This window comes from Streptomyces chengmaiensis, from assembly GCF_029846775.1.
GTDB lineage: Bacteria > Actinomycetota > Actinomycetes > Streptomycetales > Streptomycetaceae > Streptomyces > Streptomyces chengmaiensis.
Window position 1 is genome coordinate 1 of the sequence record NZ_JARWBG010000092.1, and the last position, 15,764, is coordinate 15,764.

Genomic DNA, 15,764 nt, shown 5'->3' on the forward strand with positions numbered 1-15,764 from the left:
AGCGGCCCCGCCGCCGGGCCGCGCCGGCCCCGGGGGCGCGGAAGCCGGGCCTGAGACGCGCCCCCGCGGCGGCCGCGCCCCACCCGCCCCCGCAGGGAACAGGGCGCGACCCCCGCTGCACAGGGTTCACACGCTCCAGGCGCCCGCGCGTGCCGCATCCTCCGCGAACGCCGTGAAGTCCTTCGGCTCACGGCCCAGCACCCGCTTCACATCGTTCGTCAGGGACGCGTTGTGCCCGTCCAGGAGCGAGGTGAACAGGTCCGCGACCCAACGGGCCTCCGCCTCCGGGAAGCCGTACCCCCCGAGCACGGCCGCGTACTCCTCACCGGACACCGGCCGATACCGCACCGTGCGGCCCGTCGCGCGGGCCAACTCCTCCGCGGCCTCGGCGAAGCCGACCAGCCGAGGCCCCGTCAGCTCCAGGGTCTCGCCCGCGAACGCATCCCCGGTGAGCGCCGCGACCACCACATCCGCCAGATCGTCGGCGTCCACGAACGGCTCGGCCGCCTCCCCGGCCGGGAAGGCGAACTCGCCCGCTCGCACCCCCTCGTACATCAGCCCCTCGCTGAAGTTCTGCGCGAAGAAGCTGCCCCGCACCACGGTCAGCGGCACCCCCGACTCCCGCAGCGCGGACTCCGCCGCGGCCGCCTCCGGCTCGCCCCGGCCCGAGAGCAGCACCAGCCGGTCCACCCCGGCCCGCTCCGCCAGCCGTCCGAAGGTCCGCATCGCCCCGTCCGCGCCGGGGGCGGCGAGATCCGGGTAGTAGGCGACATAGGCGGCGTCCGCGCCCCGCAGCGCCGCCGCCCATGTGGAGTCGTCCTCCCAGTCGAAGCGGACCTCACCGCGGCGCGATCCGGCCCGCACCGTGAGCCCGAGCGCCCTGAGCCGGTCCGTCACCCGGCGGCCGGTCTTCCCCGTCGCCGCGGTCACCAGCGCCGTGGTGTTCTGCATCTGTGTCAGATTCTCTGTCATGCCCCCAGGTTCCGTCGGCGCGCCTGGACTCTCCATGCTCCACAGGCTCGGTTCCATACGCGTACGTCTACGATGGCGGTCATGGACGCACTCGCCGGACTGCTCGACGGTCCCCGGGCCCGGGGCGCGTTTCTGCTGCGCATGGTCATGGCCCCGCCCTGGTCCGTGCGGGTCGAGGACCACGCGCCGCTCTGTCTGATGTGCGTGGACCGCGGCGAGGCCTGGGTGGTCCCCGACACAGGCTCCCCCGTCCTGCTGCGCCCCGGCGATCTGGCCATCGCCCGCGGACCGGCCCCGTACACCGTCGCCGACGCACCGGACACCCCGCCGCGGGCGGTCATCGGGCCCGGCGGAAGCTGCCATACGCTCCGGGGGGAACCGCTCGCCACGTCCATGGACCTGGGAGTGCGCACCTGGGGCAACGCCCCCGACGGCCCTGCGAGCATGCTGATCGGCGCCTACCAGATGCCCGGGGAAGTGGGCGGACGCCTGCTGGACGCGCTGCCGGAACTGCTGTGGCTGCCGGGCGACTCCTGGTCGTGCCCGCTGCTGCCGGTCCTCGACGAGGCGATCAGCCGCGACGAGCCCGGCCAGAGCGTGGTACTCGACCGCATCCTGGACCTGCTGCTGATCGCCGCCCTGCGCGCCTGGTTCTCCCGGCCCGACGCCCGGGCCCCGGCCTGGTACCGGGCGCTGGGCGACCCGGTCGTGGGCCGCGCCCTGCGGCTCCTCCAGGACGATCCGGCCCACCCGTGGACCGTGGCCTCGCTCGCGGCCGCAAGCGGCGTGTCCCGCGCCGGGCTGGCCCGCAGGTTCACCGAACTGGTCGGCGAGCCCCCGATGGCGTACCTCACCGGCTGGCGGCTCGCGATCGCCGCCGACCTGCTCCGCGAGACCGACGCCACCGTGGACGCCGTGGCCAGGAAGGTGGGCTACAGCGGCGCGTTCGCCCTCAGCGCGGCCTTCAAGCGGGTACGCGGCATCAGCCCGCAGGAGCACCGGACCGGAAGCCGCCGACCGGTCGCATCCGGCCAGGGTTTGCCGGAACCGCAACAACGGTCGCGCTGACCCCGGCTCCGCGCAACCCTGAGCCCATGACCCGTAACCACCACGACACCACCCGGATCGACTGGGCCGAGATGGCCCCGATGCTCGAGCGCGGCGCCGAACTGGGCATCCCCCTCTACCGGCAGGCCGCGGCCTGGCTCGGCGAACTCACGCCGCCCGCCACGGTGCGCCGCATCCTGGACGTCGGCAGCGGCCCGGGCGTGCTGACCACGCTGCTCGCCCAGACGTTCCCGTATGCGGACGTCGTCGCCGTCGACGCCGCGCCGCCGCTCCTCGAACGCGCCCGCGCACGGGCCGAGCGCCTCGGACTCGCCGACCGTGTGCAGACCGTGTGCGCCGAACTCCCGGGCGACGTCGCCACACTGGGCGAGGCCGACCTGATCTGGGCCGGCAACGCGCTCCACCACATCGGGGACCAGCGCGCCGCCCTGGCGGGCTTCGCCCGGCTGCTGCGCCCCGGCGGTCTGGTCGCACTCGTCGAGGGCGGGCTCACGGAGCGCCATCTGCCCAGGGACATCGGCCTCGGCCGGCCCGGCCTGGAGAGCAGAGTGGAGGCGGCTCGGGCCGAGTGGTTCACCGAGATGCGCGCCGAACTGCCCGGGGCCGCACGGGAGACCGAGGACTGGCGGGCGCTGCTGGCCGCTGCCGGTCTCACCCCCGGCGGGGCCCGCTCCTTCCTGCTCGACATCCCCGCCCCCGTGACCCCTGCCGTGCGCGAGCATCTGCACACCGTCTTCACCCGGACCCGCGACGCACTGGAGGGGCGGCTGGCCGACGACGACACCGCCGTGCTCGACCGGCTGCTGGACCCCGAGGACCCGCAGGGACTCGCCCGGCGGCCCGACGTGTATCTGCTCGCCGCCCACACGGTGCACACCGCCCGCCGGGGGTGAGCCGGACCCCGGTGCGGACGGCTACCGATAAAAGGGGTGAATTCCACATACGTTGTGGCGTATGCCGTCCTCGATCCATCTCAAGCGGCTCCTCGTCGGACGCCCGCTCGACAGCGCGCGCCTGGGGGAGACCCTCCTCCCCAAGCGGCTCGCACTGCCGATCTTCTGCAGCGACCCGCTCTCGTCCGTGGCGTACGCGACGGAGGAGATCCTGCTGATCCTCGCCCTCGGCGGGGTCGCACTGCTCAATCTGGCCTGGTACGCGGCGGCGGCCATCGTCCTTCTGCTGATCGTGGTGGTCGCCTCCTACCGGCAGACCTGCCGCGCCTATCCGGGCGGCGGCGGGGCATATGCCGTCAGCAGGGAGAACCTGGGCCCCAACGCGGCGCTGACCGCCGCAAGCGCACTGCTGATCGACTATGTGCTCACGGTCGCCGTCTCCGTGGTCTCCGGCGTCGCCGCCGTCACCTCCGCCGTCCCGGCGCTCGCCGGCCACAAGGTGGCGCTGTCCGTCGGCTTCGTGGTTCTGCTGACCCTGATGAATCTGCGCGGTGTCCGGGAGTCGGGGCGCGTCTTCGCCGTTCCCACCTACGGCTTCATCGCCGCGATCTATCTGATGTTCGCGGTGGCGGTCTTCCGTCTGGCCACCGGGGCTGTGATCCGCGCGGAGTCCGCGGATCTGCCCATCCGAGCGGAGGGCGACTACACCGGGATCGCCCTTGTGCTGCTGGTCATGCGGGCCTTCGCCTCCGGCTGTACGGCGCTGACGGGCGTCGAGGTCATCAGCAACGGCGTCCCCGCCTTCCGCAAGCCCAAGAGCCGCAACGCGGCCAACACCCTCGCGGTCATGGGGCTGCTCTCGGTGACCATGTTCGGCGGGATCACCGCCCTCGCCATGGCGTACGACGTCCATGTGGCCGCCGATCCCGCCGAATTGGGCCTGGCCCCCGACGCTGCCATGTCCACCGCCCTGGCCCAGATCGGCCGCGCCACCTTCGGGGATGCGCATCTGCTGTTCTATCTGCTGCAGGCGTTCACCGTGGGAGTGCTGGTCCTCGCCGCCAACACGGCGTTCAACGGCTTCCCGATGCTCGCCTCGTTCCTGGCCCGCGACCGCTATCTCCCGCGCCAGCTCCGCAACCGCGGCGACCGGCTCGTCTACTCCAACGGCGTTGTCGTACTGGCCCTTGCCGCCATCGGTCTGATCGTATTCTTCGACGCCTCGCTCACCCGGCTGATCCAGCTGTACATCGTCGGCGTGTTCGTCTCCTTCACGCTCTCGCAGGCCGGGATGGTGCGGCACTGGCGCGCGGCGCTGCGGGAGCGCGTACCGGCCGCCCGGCGGGCGCGGATGCGGCGGTCGATGGCCGTCAACGCGGTCGGCGCCTCCCTCACCGCGCTGGTGCTGGTGATCGTGGTGGTCACCAAGTTCACGCACGGGGCGTGGCTCGCGGTCGTCGCCATGCTGCTGCTGTTCGCCGGGATGAAGGCAGTGCGACGCCACTATGTGCAGGTTGCCGCAGGGGTGGCGGTGCCGGAGGACCGGCGGCTGCGCCCCCCGGCCCGGCACCGCATGATGGTGCTCGTCGCCGATCTGCACGCCCCGACGCTGCGGGCCCTGGAAGTGGGCATGGCGATGCGGCCGTCGACGATCGAGGCGGTCACGGTCGGCTCGGACCCGGACGAGCTGAGGCGGCTGCAGGAGCAGTGGACCGAACACGCGCCCGAGGTGGCGCTGACCGTCCTGCACTCCCCGTACCGGGAGCTGATCGCACCGGTGCTGCGGCACATCAGGGAGGCCGTCGAGTCGGATCCGGACGCCCTGGTCTCCGTCGTCATCCCGGAGTACGTCGTCCGGCACTGGTGGGAGCAGCCGCTGCACAACCAGAGTGCGCTTCGGCTGAAGGCGCGGCTGCTCTTCCACCCGTCCGTCGTCGTGATCGACGTCCCCTACCGGCTCCCGGCGCCGTCCGGGGCCGAGGCCGGCCCCGGCGGGGGAGTCTCCCGCTGAACCGGGTGCCGCCCATACGGCCTGCACGGGCTCATACGGCCCGTCCTGCCGGCTTATGCCAGGTCAAACGCCGCCGGGTCCGGACCGAGCCTCCTGCCCTCGTCCAGCGCGGCGAACACCGCCATGTCGTCGGCGTCCAGCTCGAAGCCGAACAGATCGATGTTCTCCGCGATCCGGGACGGCGTCACGGACTTCGGGATCACCACGTTCCCGAGCTGGAGGTGCCAGCGCAGCACGACCTGAGCCGGCGTCCTGCCGTGCTTCTGCGCCACGGCGACGATGGCCGGGACCTCCAGCAGACCCCTGCCCTGCCCAAGCGGGGACCAGGCCTCGGTCCTGATGCCGTGTTCGGCGTGGAAAGCGCGCAGCCCGGACTGCTGGAGCTGCGGATGCAACTCGACCTGGTTCACCGCGGGGACGACGGAGGTCTCGCCGATCAGCCGCTCCAGGTGCTCCGGAAGGAAGTTGGAGACGCCGATGGCCCTGGCCCGCCCGTCGGCGTGGATCTTCTCCAGCGCCCGGTAGGTGTCCACGTACAGATCTCTGGACGGGAGAGGCCAGTGGATCAGGTAGAGGTCGACATGGTCGAGGCCCAGCCTCTCCAGCGAGGCGTCGAAGGCCCTCAGCGTGGTGTCGTAGCCCTGAGCGTCGTTCCAGACCTTGGTGGTGATGAAGAGGTCCTCGCGGGGCAGCCCGGAGTCGGCGACGGCACGGCCGGCGCCCTTCTCGTTCCCGTAGATCGCGGCGGTGTCGATGCTGCGGTAGCCGGCCCGCAGCGCCGTGCCCACCGCCTGCGCCGCCTCGTCGTCCGGCACCTGCCAGACGCCGTAGCCGAGCTGCGGCATCGCACCGCCGTGGTTGAGCCTGAGAGAGGGGACCTTGCTCACGAGCGGTCGAGTCCTAACGTCGTCGGTTGTCACATGGCTGCTCAACGATGGCATACGGGGGCGCATTCCCGTACGAAGCGATCTTTCGTCGCGGCCCTGTGCGCTCCCGCACCGCGTCCGGGCCGGCCCTACCCGTAGAGGGCGTCCACCTCGGCCGCGTACGCCGCCTCGATCGCCTTCCGCTTGAGTTTCAGCGAGGGAGTCAGCAGCCCGTGCTCCTCGGTGAACGGATGGGCCAGTATGCGGAAAGTGCGGATCGACTCGGCCTGTGACACCAGGGTGTTGGCCGTCACCACCGCGCGCCGGATCTCGTTCTCCAGATCGGGGTCGCGCACCATCGCGGGGGGCGGCAGCGGCGCCCTGTGCTGCATGGCCAGCCAGTGCTCGACGGCGTCCTGGTCGAGCGTCACCAGCGCGGCGACGAACGGCCGGTCGTTGCCGACGACGATGCACTGGGCCACCAGCGGATGGGAACGGACCCGCGCCTCCAGGCCCGCGGGCGAGACGCTCTTGCCGCCCGACGTCACCAGGATCTCCTTCTTCCGCCCGGTGATGGTCAGATAGCCGTCCTCGTCGAGCTTTCCGAGATCGCCGGTGGCCAGCCAGCCGTCCCGCAGCACCGCATCGGTGGCCTTGGAGTCGTTGAGATACCCGGAGAAGATCTGCGGGCCCCGCAGCCACACCTCGCCGTCCTCCGCGATGTGCACCGTCGTGCCCGGGACCGGCAGCCCCACCGTGCCGTAGCGGGTCCGCTCCGGCGGGTTCGCCGTCGCCGCCGCGGTCGACTCCGTCAGCCCGTACCCCTCGAAGACCGTCACGCCCGCGCCCTCGAAGAACAGCCCCAGCCGGCGGCTCAACCCGGATCCGCCGGACATCGCGTGGCGCACCCGGCCGCCCATAGCCTCGCGCACCCGGCCGTAGACCAGCTTCTCGAAGAACTGGTGCTGCACCCGCAGCGCGGCCGAGGGGCCGGGTCCCAGCCCGAACGCCCGCGCCTCCAGCGCCTCCGCGTACTTCACCGCCACATCGACCGCCTTGTCGAACGCGCCCGCCTTCCCCTCGGCCTCGGCAGCACGCCGGGCGGCGTGGAAGACCCTCTCGAAGACGTACGGCACGGCCAGGATGAACGTCGGCCGGAACGCGGCCAGATCGGGCAGCAGCGCGGCCGCCTGGAGCACCGGCTGATGACCCAGCTTGACCCGGCCGAGGATCGCCGCCACCCCCACCATCCGACCGAAGACATGCGCCAGCGGCAGAAACAGCAGCGTCGCCGGCGCTTCGCCCGGTCTGGTGTGGAACACCGGCTCCCAGCGGCGGATCAGGGTGTCCGTCTCGAACATGAAGTTCGCATGGGTGAGCACACAGCCCTTGGGCCTGCCCGTGGTCCCCGAGGTGTAGATGACCGTGGCGATCGAATCGGGTGTCACCGCGCGCCGGTGCCGGTGCACCACCTCGTCGTCGATGTGCGCGCCCGCCGCGGACAACTCGGCCACCGCCCCCGCGTCCACCTGCCACAGCCGCTGCAGCCGCGGCAGCCGGTCCACCACGGAGCCGACAGTCATCGCATGGTCCTCGTGCTCCACCACGCACGCCGTCACCCCGGCGTCATGCAGGATCCAGTAGACCTGCTCGGCGGAGGAGGTCGGGTACACCGGCACCGGCTGCGCGCCCACCGTCCACAGCGCGAAGTCGAAGAGCGTCCACTCGTAGCGCGTACGGCACATCAGGGCCACCCGGTCGCCGAACCGCACCCCCTGCGCCAGCAGCCCCTTGGCCAGCGCCAGGACCTCGTCGCGGAACTCGGCGGAGGTCATCTCGTGCCAGCGGCCGTCCGCGCCCTTGCGCCCGAGAGCGACATGCCCGGGATCGTCGAGGGCGTGGTCAAACACCGCATCCGCCAGTCCCCCGACCCAGGGAGCCGCGGCCAGGGGTGGGACAGTGAACTCGCGCAATGGCTGCTCCTCGTGGCGCTCCCCGCACAGCGCCGCGACCGTACCCCAGTCGACGGAGACGGGGGAGAGCCCGGGCGAAGTGTGGACGAATGGCGTCGGTACAGGTCAGCGGCTGATGGTCGACCGCAGAGTGGACGTCTTCACGGACGTCCTCATGGACGTTCTTACCGAGGAGTCAGTTCGCCTCGGGCCGATCTCCACCGAATCTGTACCGCCTGAACACCCGCGCTCTACGGGCGGGCGTCCCCCTGCGCGGACCCGGCCGCCCCGCGGTGCAGCCGGTCGCCGCTCGCCAGAATCGCCGTGGCGAGCGCGTCCGCCGCCTCCCGCGACTGCGCCGCGGGGCCGTGGCGGCGGCCGTGCTGCAGGGCGAAGTCCACCGCGCCCAGCTCCGGAAGGCCGGCCCGCTCGGGAACCTCGACCAGGCCCGGCGGAATCAGCCCCCGGGTGTGCGCCATCACGCCCAGCCGCGCGCGGGCGGCGGCGACCAGCCCGCTGAGGCTGCCGCTCGTACAGGCGATCCGCCAGGTGCGGCCATGGCGCTCCAGCACCTGAAGGGCGCGGGCGCGGGTGACCGCCGGCGGCGGGAAGAGGATCAGCGGCACCGGGCGGTCCTGCTCGACGCGCAAGCCGTCCGCGGCGATCCAGACCATGCGGTCGCGCCAGACCAGCCGACCCGCGCCGCCGCCTTCCCGCTGCGCACCGCCCTTGGCGAGCACCAGATCGAGGCGGCCCGCCGCCAGCCGCTCGTGCAGCGTCCCGGACAGCTCGACGGTCAGCTCCAGGTCCACCTCGGGATGATCCCGCCGGAAGGACTCCAGGATCTCCGGCAGCCGCGTCAGCACGAAGTCCTCCGACGCTCCGAACCGGAGCCTGCCGCGCAGACGCGTCCCGGTGAAGTACGCGGAGGCCCGCTCATGCGCGGCCAGGATCGTACGGGCGAAGCCGAGCATCGCCTCCCCGTCCTCCGTCAGCTCCACGCTGTGGGTGTCCCGTGTGAAGAGCCGGCGGCCCGCCGCTTCCTCCAGTCGGCGCACATGCTGGCTCACCGTTGACTGGCGCACCCCGAGACGGCCCGCGGCCTGTGTGAAGCTCAGGGTCTGGGCGACGGCGAGAAAGGTGCGCAGCTGAACGGGGTCGTACACACCTCGAGCGTAAGCCTTCATCGCACATCATGATGACAGTGAGCACGGCATACGGGATTCCCGATCTCCCTCCCGTGGCGGATCATGGGAACGCACGTCCGGAACCGCCGGACCCGAGAGCAAGCGAGCACGATGAGCCGCCGCCCCGCCCCGCGTCTGCGCCGGCCGCCGTCCTGGCTGCCGCTCGACCCCTATCTGTTGGCGCTGCTCGGCACGGTGGGCCTGGCGGCGCTGCTGCCCGCCTCGGGCGCGGCCGCCGACGCCGTCGGCGACGCCTCGACCGGCGCGATCGCACTGCTGTTCTTCCTCTACGGAGCGCGGCTGTCCACCCGCGAGGCGCTGGACGGGCTGCGGCACTGGAGGCTCCATGTCACCGTCCTCGCCGCCACCTTCCTGGTCTTCCCGCTGCTCGGCCTCGCGGCCCGCGGGCTTCAGCCCCACGTCCTCACCCCGGACCTCTACAGCGGGTTCCTCTTCCTGTGCCTGGTGCCGTCCACCATCCAGTCCTCCATCGCCTTCACCTCGATCGCCCGCGGCAACGTCCCGGCGGCGATCTGCGCCGGCTCCTTCTCCAGCCTGGTCGGCATCCTCCTCACCCCGCTGCTCGCCGCCGCGCTGATCGGCGGCGCCGCAGGCGGGTTCTCCGCCAGCTCGGTCCTGGGGATCGTGCTCCAGCTCCTCGTGCCGTTCCTGGCGGGGCAGCTGCTCCGGCGGCAGATCGGCGGCCGGCTCGCACGGCACCGGAAGGCGCTCGGATACGTCGACCGGGGCGCGATACTCCTCGTCGTCTACACGGCCTTCAGCGAAGGCATGGTCTCGGGGGTCTGGAACCAGGTCACCTGGCCCCGACTGGGCGCGCTGCTCGGCGTGGAGGCGCTGCTCCTCGCCGTGATGCTCGCGCTGACCTGGTACGGCGCGGGGCGGCTCGGCTTCCCCCGCGAGGACCGGATCGCGATCCAGTTCGCGGGGTCGAAGAAGAGCCTGGCGGCGGGCCTGCCGATGGCGAGCGTGCTCTTCGGGGCGCAGGCGAGCCTGGCGGTGCTGCCCCTGATGCTCTTCCACCAGATGCAGCTGATGGTCTGCGCCGTCATCGCCACCCGTCGCGCCAGGTCCTTCACGGAGCAGGACCCCGCGCCCCCCGGTGCGCCGTTCCCGCGGCGCGGTGCGACTGGCAAGATCGTCGAGTGACAACGCATCCGACGCATCCGACCCCGGCCCCTGCTCCGGCCCCGCACCCGATACGGCCCTTCGCCGAGCGTCCCTGCACCCTCGTCGTCTGCCGGGGCTGCTGCTGCGGCAGTCCGCGCAAGCACCCGGGAGTCGACCACGAAGGCCAGCTGGCCCGGCTGAGGGACGCCGCGGACGCCTCAGGCGGGCGGATGGCGGTGCGCACCAGTGAGTGCCTCGGCCCCTGCGGACAGGCGAACGTCGTCGTGGTCCAGCCGTCCGCCGAGGGCCGCCGCCGCGGTGCGCGGGCCGCCTGGTTCGGCTGGGTGCTGGACGACGACGCGACGGACGACATCCTCGCCTGGGCGGCGGCGGGCGGCCCCGGCGTCGCCGAACCCTCGCCGGCACTGGAGCTCCAGCGGGTCCCCGCACCCCTCCCGCCGAGCCGCCGACCGCGCGTGTAAGCCCCGGTCAGCCTTCGCGCGCCGAGGAGCCCAGGGCGATCCGCTCCTCGCCCGCGTACACGTTCATCTGCGACCCGCGGAGAAAGCCGACCAGCGTCAGACCGCTCTCCGCCGCCAGGTCCACGGCGAGCGAGGACGGCGCGGACACCGCCGCGAGCAGTGGAACTCCCGCCATCACCGCCTTCTGCGCAAGCTCGAACGAGGCTCGCCCGGACACCAGCAGAATCGCCCGGGACAGCGGCAGCCGGCCGTCCCGGAGAGCACGCCCGACCAGCTTGTCCACCGCGTTGTGCCGGCCCACGTCCTCCCGCACGTCCAGCAGTTCACCCGTCTCCGAGAAGAGCGCGGCCGCGTGCAGCCCCCCGGTCCGGTCGAACACCCGCTGCGCCGCCCGCAGCCTGCCGGGCAGCTCGGCGAGCAGCGTCGGCGAGATCCGCAGCGGCGGGACGTCGGCGACGGGGAAACGGGCGACGGTGCGCACCGCGTCCATGCTGGCCTTCCCGCACAGCCCGCACGAGGACGACGTGTACACGTTCCGCTCGAGCCCCGTCTCCGGCACGGGCACGCCGGGGGCGAGCTGCACATCCACCACGTTGTAGGTGTTCACCCCCTCGTCGACGGCCCCGGCGCAGTACACGATCGAGCGGACCTCGTCCGCCGAGCCGATCACGCCCTCACTGACCAGGAAGCCGGCCGCGAGAGCGAAGTCGTCGCCCGGGGTGCGCATGGTGACGGCCAGCGGCCTGCCGTTCAGCCGGATCTCCAGGGGCTCCTCGGCTGCCAGAGTGTCGGGGCGGGCGGTGACGGCGCCGTCCCGGATGCGGAGCGTGCGTCGGCGCTCGGTGACCCGTCCCATGTGTGTGAACTCCGTCCCGGCTGCTGCGGCTGTGCTGGCGGTCGTGTGTGCCGTTCATTCTCCTGTATGGAGGGAGCGTCCCTGTTCGGCCGTGGAGGCCGGCGGCCGCGTCCCGTTCGGCCATTGGGGGCCTGAGGCCGGAAACGCACGTGCGGAAGCTCCAAAGTCCGGGCCGTGACGCTGTGGGATCGCATGCCGTCGTACCGATCGGTAGCCGCCAACACTGGATGTTCCTGCAAACCGCTGCATCGGCTCCGGAGGGGGAACCATCGATGACCGGCTCACGCGTCGTGGCGCTCGGGCACTACCAGCCGGCCAAGGTGCTCGCCAACGAGGACCTGGCGGCCCTGGTCGACACCAGCGACGAGTGGATCCGCAGCCGCGTCGGCATCGAGACCCGCCATGTCGCCGGCCCCGACGAGCCGGTGGACGAACTCGCCGCGCACGCGGCCGCCAAGGCCCTGGCCGCCGCGGGCCTGACCCCCGACGCGATCGACCTGGTGCTGGTCGCCACCTCCACCGCCGTCGACCGCTCCCCGAACACCGCCGCCCGTGTCGCGGCGCGACTGGGCATGACGTCTCCGGCCGTGCTCGACCTCAATGTCGTATGCGCGGGCTTCACCCACGCACTGGCCACCGCCGACCACTCCCTGCGCGCCGGGGCCGCCCGCCGGGCGCTGGTCATCGGGGCCGACAAGATGACCGCCGTCACCGACTGGAGCGACCGCACCACATGCGTCCTCGTCGGAGACGGCGCGGGGGCGGCCGTGGTCGAAGCCGTGGACCGAAGCGCGGACGGCGGCGCGCAGGCGGGCATCGGCCCGGTGCTGTGGGGCTCCGTGCCGGAGATGGGCCATGCCGTGCGCATCGAGGGCACCCCGTCCCGCTTCGCCCAGGAGGGCCAGGCCGTCTACCGATGGGCGACCACACAGCTTCCGCCGATCGCCCGCCGGGTGTGCGAACGGGCCGGGGTCGCCCCCGAGGAACTCGCCGCGGTGGTGCTGCACCAGGCGAATCTGCGGATCATCGAGCCCGTCGCCCAGCGGATCGGAGCGGTCAACGCGGTGGTCGCCCGCGATGTCGTCGCCTCGGGCAACACCTCGGCCGCCTCCATCCCGATGGCGCTGTCCAAGCTCATCGAGCGGGGCGAGGTCGAAAGCGGCGCCCCGGCCCTGCTCTTCGGCTTCGGCGGCAATCTCTCCTACGCGGGCCAGGTCATCCGCTGCCCCTGACGCGCGCCGGGGCAGACTGGCCCCATGGCGGCCAAGCGAAGTGCGGGACTGCTGCTGTTCCGCAGGGGCGGCGCCCGGCGGGACGGCGCGGGCAGCGCCTATGAGGTTCTCGTCGGCCATATGGGCGGGCCCTTCTGGCAGTCGAAGGACGCCGGGGCCTGGTCGGCGCCCAAGGGGGAGTGCGCGGAGGGCGAGGAGCCGCGGGCCGCGGCGCGCCGGGAGTTCGCCGAGGAACTGGGGGTCGAGCCACCGGACGGCGAGTGGCTGCCGCTGGGGGAAGCCCGTCAGCCGGGCGGCAAGACCGTCGTCCTGTGGGCGCTCGAAGCGGACCTCGACACCGCGCTGGTCCGGCCGGGGAGCTTCACGATGGAGTGGCCGCCGCGTTCGGGCCGTATCGCGGAGTTTCCCGAACTCGACCGGGTGGAGTGGCTGTCGCCGCAGGCGGCGCGGCCCCGGCTGGTCACCGGTCAGCGGGTCTTCCTCGACCGTCTCGACGATCTCATCCGGGGGGAGCCGCGGGGCAGGCGGGCCCCAGCGCCCTGAAACCGCTGGAGCTCCCTGCGACGGCACTGCTTTGTCCTCAGTGTGGAAAAAGCTGACGGAGAACGCTGCGCAAGTTCTTCCCCGCTCGGAAGAGTGCTGCTACGTTCCCCTCGAAAGTCCGCAGGAGTCGGTCACCGGGGTCCCCGCGCCGTAGGCCAGGGGAGGGGAGGGGCACGTGAGACGTATGACCGCCCGACCCGCCAACGCGCACCAGGCGCGGCTGCTCCGGATGCTGCGCGACGAGGGCCCCAACTCCCGGGCCCAGCTCGGCGACCGGGTGGACCTTTCGCGCTCCAAGCTCGCCGTCGAGGTGGACCGGCTGCTCCAGACCGGGCTCGTGGTGGCGGACGGACTGGCCGCCTCGCGCGGCGGACGACGCTCCCACAACATCCGGCTCGCCCCCGCCCTCCGCTTCCTCGGCGTCGACATCGGCGCGACCTCCGTCGACGTCGCGGTCACCAACGCCGAACTGGAGGTGCTCGGGCATCTCAACCAGCCCATGGACGTCCGCGAGGGGCCGGTCGCCGTCTTCGACCAGGTGCTGTCGATGGCGGCCAAGCTCAAGGCGTCGGGCCTCGCCGAGGGTTTCGACGGCGCGGGCATCGGCGTCCCCGGCCCCGTCCGCCACCCGGAAGGCGTGCCGGTCGCCCCGCCGATCATGCCCGGCTGGGACGGCTTCCCCGTCCGCGAGGCCCTCAGCCAGGACCTGGGCTGCCCCGTCATGGTCGACAACGATGTGAACCTGATGGCCATGGGGGAGCAGCACGCGGGCGTCGCCCGCACCGTGGCCGACTTCCTCTGCATCAAGATCGGCACAGGCATCGGCTGCGGGATCGTCGTCGGCGGCGAGGTCTACCGGGGCACGACCGGCAGCGCGGGTGACATCGGCCATATTCAGGTCACCCCCGACGGCCGCCCCTGCCCCTGCGGCAACAGCGGCTGTCTGGAAGCCCATTTCAGCGGCGCGGCACTCGCCCGCGACGCGGAGGAGGCCGCCCGCTCGGGCCGCTCGCCGGAGCTGGCCGGGCGGCTGGAGACGGCCGGGCGGCTCACGGCCCTCGATGTGGCCGCCGCGGCGGCCGCCGGCGACCCCGCCTCCCTCGAACTGGTCCGCGAGGGGGGCAATCGCGTCGGCCAGGTGATCGCCGGGCTCGTCAGCTTCTTCAACCCCGGTCTCGTCGTCATCGGCGGCGGAGTCACCGGTCTCGGCCACAGCCTGCTGGCCAGTGTGCGCACCCAGGTCTACCGGCAGTCGCTGCCGCTGGCCACCGGCAACCTCCCCATCGTGCTCGGCGAGTTGGGACCCGCCGCCGGAGTCATCGGGGCGGCCCGCCTCATCAGCGACCATCTGTTCTCCCCCGCGTGACCGTCCATCCGGTCCGGTGCACTGCCGGACCCGCCGTACTGCCCGGCCGGACTGCCCGTCCGGCCCGTCCGTTCCTCCGCCCACCCGTCCTGCCGTCACCGACCCGCTGACCGCCCCCGGCCCGGCATCCGGCCGACCGCCCAACTCCCGCCCCCGACCGCCCCGGACCGCCCCGGACCGCCCCGGACCGCCCCGGACCGCCCTGACAGCCCTGACAGCCCTGACAGCCCAGACCGCGCAGGCCGGCAGACGGGGCCCGCGCCGAGCCGGCCGGCTGCGGTCAGGGCCGGTCAGCACACCCGTACAGCGCATCTGGTACCGCACCCGCCGCCCCTTCCGCCCGCTCACCGGCCGCACCAGCCGAGGGGATTCGCCATGGCACCAGAACCACCGCCCCTGCTCACCATGGACGGCATCGTCAAGTCGTTCCCCGGCGTCCGCGCCCTCGACGGCGTCGACCTGGACGTCCGGACGGGAGAGGTCCACTGCCTCCTCGGCCAGAACGGCGCCGGCAAGTCCACGCTGATCAAAGTGCTCTCCGGGGCCCACCAGCCCGACCGGGGCGAGATCCGCTGGCGCGGCCGGCGGGTCGCGCTCAGCTCGCCCAGCGCCGCCATGCGCCTCGGCATCGCCACCATCTACCAGGAACTCGACCTGGTGGAGAGCCTCACGGTCGCCGAGAACGTCTTCCTCGGCCATGAGCCGACTCTCGCCCGCATCCTCGTACGGCGCGGCCGGGCCCACAGCGCCGCCGCCCGGCTGCTGGCCCGGCTGGGGCACCCCGAGATCGCACCCGACCGGCCCGTCGCCCGGCTCTCCGCCGCCCAGCGGCAGATCGTCTCCATGGCACGGGCGCTCTCCCACGACGTACGCCTCATCGTCATGGACGAGCCGTCCGCCGCCCTCGACCCCGACGAGGTCGGCAACCTCTCCCAGGTCATCGCCGGTCTGACGGCGGGCGGCGTCGCCGTCGTATATATCTCCCACCGCCTTGAGGAGATCCGCCGCATCGGCGACCGGGTGACCGTGCTGAAGGACGGACGGGCCGTCGCCCGCGGACTGCCCGCGAAGCAGACCCCCACGCACGACATCGTTGCCATGATGACCGGCCGCACCGTCGAGCGCCTCTTCCCCGGGCGCGGCGGCCCCGGGCGCGGCGGCCACGGGCGCGGCGGCCACGGGCGCGGCGGCCACGGGCCGGCCGCTTC

At 72.8% G+C, this 15,764-nt stretch carries 14 protein-coding genes; 9 read left to right on the forward strand and 5 right to left on the reverse strand.

Translation table 11 applies throughout. The features are described 5' to 3' along the window. Positions 1-126: 126 nt before the first annotated feature. Complete coding sequence (locus tag QCN29_RS35285) at positions 127-972, reverse strand: NAD(P)H-binding protein (RefSeq protein ID WP_279933305.1); 846 nt, start codon at positions 970-972, stop codon at positions 127-129. A gap of 81 nt (positions 973-1,053) precedes the next feature. Between QCN29_RS35285 and QCN29_RS35290 the strand changes: the two genes are divergently transcribed. The 3 genes from QCN29_RS35290 to QCN29_RS35300 all read left to right on the forward strand — a co-directional run bounded on the left by QCN29_RS35290 (position 1,054) and on the right by QCN29_RS35300 (position 4,944). Further along, positions 1,054-2,040, forward strand: coding sequence for an AraC family transcriptional regulator (locus QCN29_RS35290; protein ID WP_279933306.1), 987 nt, complete (start codon positions 1,054-1,056; stop codon positions 2,038-2,040). 26 nt (positions 2,041-2,066) lie between these two features. Then, entirely contained in the window at positions 2,067-2,933 is an 867-nt protein-coding gene (locus QCN29_RS35295; protein ID WP_279933307.1) for a class I SAM-dependent methyltransferase, read from the forward strand. 61 nt (positions 2,934-2,994) lie between these two features. After that, positions 2,995-4,944, forward strand: coding sequence for an APC family permease (locus QCN29_RS35300; RefSeq protein ID WP_279933308.1), 1,950 nt, complete (start codon positions 2,995-2,997; stop codon positions 4,942-4,944). Positions 4,945-4,997: 53 nt separating this feature from the next. On the opposite strand, the gene QCN29_RS35305 is transcribed toward QCN29_RS35300, so the two are convergent. From QCN29_RS35305 to QCN29_RS35315, 3 genes are all read right to left on the reverse strand, one after another. Then, a complete protein-coding gene (locus QCN29_RS35305; RefSeq protein ID WP_279933309.1) occupies positions 4,998-5,831 on the reverse strand; it encodes an aldo/keto reductase in 834 nt (277 codons plus the stop codon). A gap of 128 nt (positions 5,832-5,959) precedes the next feature. Further along, complete coding sequence (locus tag QCN29_RS35310; RefSeq protein ID WP_279933315.1) at positions 5,960-7,759, reverse strand: AMP-dependent synthetase/ligase; 1,800 nt, start codon at positions 7,757-7,759, stop codon at positions 5,960-5,962. Between the two features lie 254 nt (positions 7,760-8,013). Next, on the reverse strand, positions 8,014-8,928 hold the full coding sequence (locus QCN29_RS35315; RefSeq protein WP_279933310.1) for a LysR substrate-binding domain-containing protein: 915 nt from the start codon (positions 8,926-8,928) through the stop codon (positions 8,014-8,016). Between the two features lie 132 nt (positions 8,929-9,060). Here QCN29_RS35315 and QCN29_RS35320 point away from each other — a divergent pair, with 132 nt between their 5' ends. Together QCN29_RS35320 and QCN29_RS35325 are read left to right on the forward strand one after the other, a co-directional pair. Further along, positions 9,061-10,116 carry a bile acid:sodium symporter family protein gene (locus tag QCN29_RS35320; protein WP_279933311.1) on the forward strand — a complete coding sequence of 352 codons (1,056 nt, stop codon included), beginning with the start codon at positions 9,061-9,063 and terminating at the stop codon, positions 10,114-10,116. Positions 10,117-10,166: 50 nt separating this feature from the next. Continuing rightward, a complete protein-coding gene (locus QCN29_RS35325) occupies positions 10,167-10,559 on the forward strand; it encodes a (2Fe-2S) ferredoxin domain-containing protein (RefSeq protein ID WP_279933316.1) in 393 nt (130 codons plus the stop codon). Between the two features lie 7 nt (positions 10,560-10,566). Here QCN29_RS35325 and fdhD read toward each other — a convergent pair whose 3' ends face one another. Beyond that, positions 10,567-11,415, reverse strand: coding sequence for a formate dehydrogenase accessory sulfurtransferase FdhD (fdhD, locus tag QCN29_RS35330; RefSeq protein ID WP_279933312.1), 849 nt, complete (start codon positions 11,413-11,415; stop codon positions 10,567-10,569). Between the two features lie 272 nt (positions 11,416-11,687). Between fdhD and QCN29_RS35335 the strand changes: the two genes are divergently transcribed. The 4 genes from QCN29_RS35335 to QCN29_RS35350 all read left to right on the forward strand — a co-directional run. Next, positions 11,688-12,647: a beta-ketoacyl-ACP synthase III gene (locus QCN29_RS35335; RefSeq protein ID WP_240135181.1), complete on the forward strand. Its 960-nt coding sequence runs from the start codon at positions 11,688-11,690 to the stop codon at positions 12,645-12,647. Between the two features lie 24 nt (positions 12,648-12,671). Next, a complete protein-coding gene (locus QCN29_RS35340) occupies positions 12,672-13,190 on the forward strand; it encodes an NUDIX domain-containing protein (protein ID WP_279933313.1) in 519 nt (172 codons plus the stop codon). Positions 13,191-13,374: 184 nt separating this feature from the next. Beyond that, positions 13,375-14,556 (forward strand): ROK family transcriptional regulator, encoded by a 1,182-nt coding sequence (locus QCN29_RS35345; RefSeq protein ID WP_240135183.1) that lies wholly within the window; start codon positions 13,375-13,377, stop codon positions 14,554-14,556. Between the two features lie 375 nt (positions 14,557-14,931). Continuing rightward, the coding region (locus QCN29_RS35350) for an ATP-binding cassette domain-containing protein (protein ID WP_279933314.1) at positions 14,932-15,764 on the forward strand (833 nt) is incomplete at its 3' end.

What these genes read in the sequence shown, in the direction of transcription:
- QCN29_RS35285 (WP_279933305.1), bottom strand. Translation starts at nt 972, where the DNA reads ATGACAGAGAATCTGACACAGATGCAGAACACCACGGCGCTGGTGACC.
- QCN29_RS35290 (WP_279933306.1), top strand. Translation starts at nt 1,054, where the DNA reads ATGGACGCACTCGCCGGACTGCTCGACGGTCCCCGGGCCCGGGGCGCG.
- QCN29_RS35295 (WP_279933307.1), top strand. Translation starts at nt 2,067, where the DNA reads ATGACCCGTAACCACCACGACACCACCCGGATCGACTGGGCCGAGATG.
- QCN29_RS35300 (WP_279933308.1), top strand. Translation starts at nt 2,995, where the DNA reads ATGCCGTCCTCGATCCATCTCAAGCGGCTCCTCGTCGGACGCCCGCTC.
- QCN29_RS35320 (WP_279933311.1), top strand. Translation starts at nt 9,061, where the DNA reads ATGAGCCGCCGCCCCGCCCCGCGTCTGCGCCGGCCGCCGTCCTGGCTG.
- fdhD (WP_279933312.1), bottom strand. Translation starts at nt 11,415, where the DNA reads ATGGGACGGGTCACCGAGCGCCGACGCACGCTCCGCATCCGGGACGGC.
- QCN29_RS35335 (WP_240135181.1), top strand. Translation starts at nt 11,688, where the DNA reads ATGACCGGCTCACGCGTCGTGGCGCTCGGGCACTACCAGCCGGCCAAG.
- QCN29_RS35340 (WP_279933313.1), top strand. Translation starts at nt 12,672, where the DNA reads ATGGCGGCCAAGCGAAGTGCGGGACTGCTGCTGTTCCGCAGGGGCGGC.
- QCN29_RS35345 (WP_240135183.1), top strand. Translation starts at nt 13,375, where the DNA reads ATGACCGCCCGACCCGCCAACGCGCACCAGGCGCGGCTGCTCCGGATG.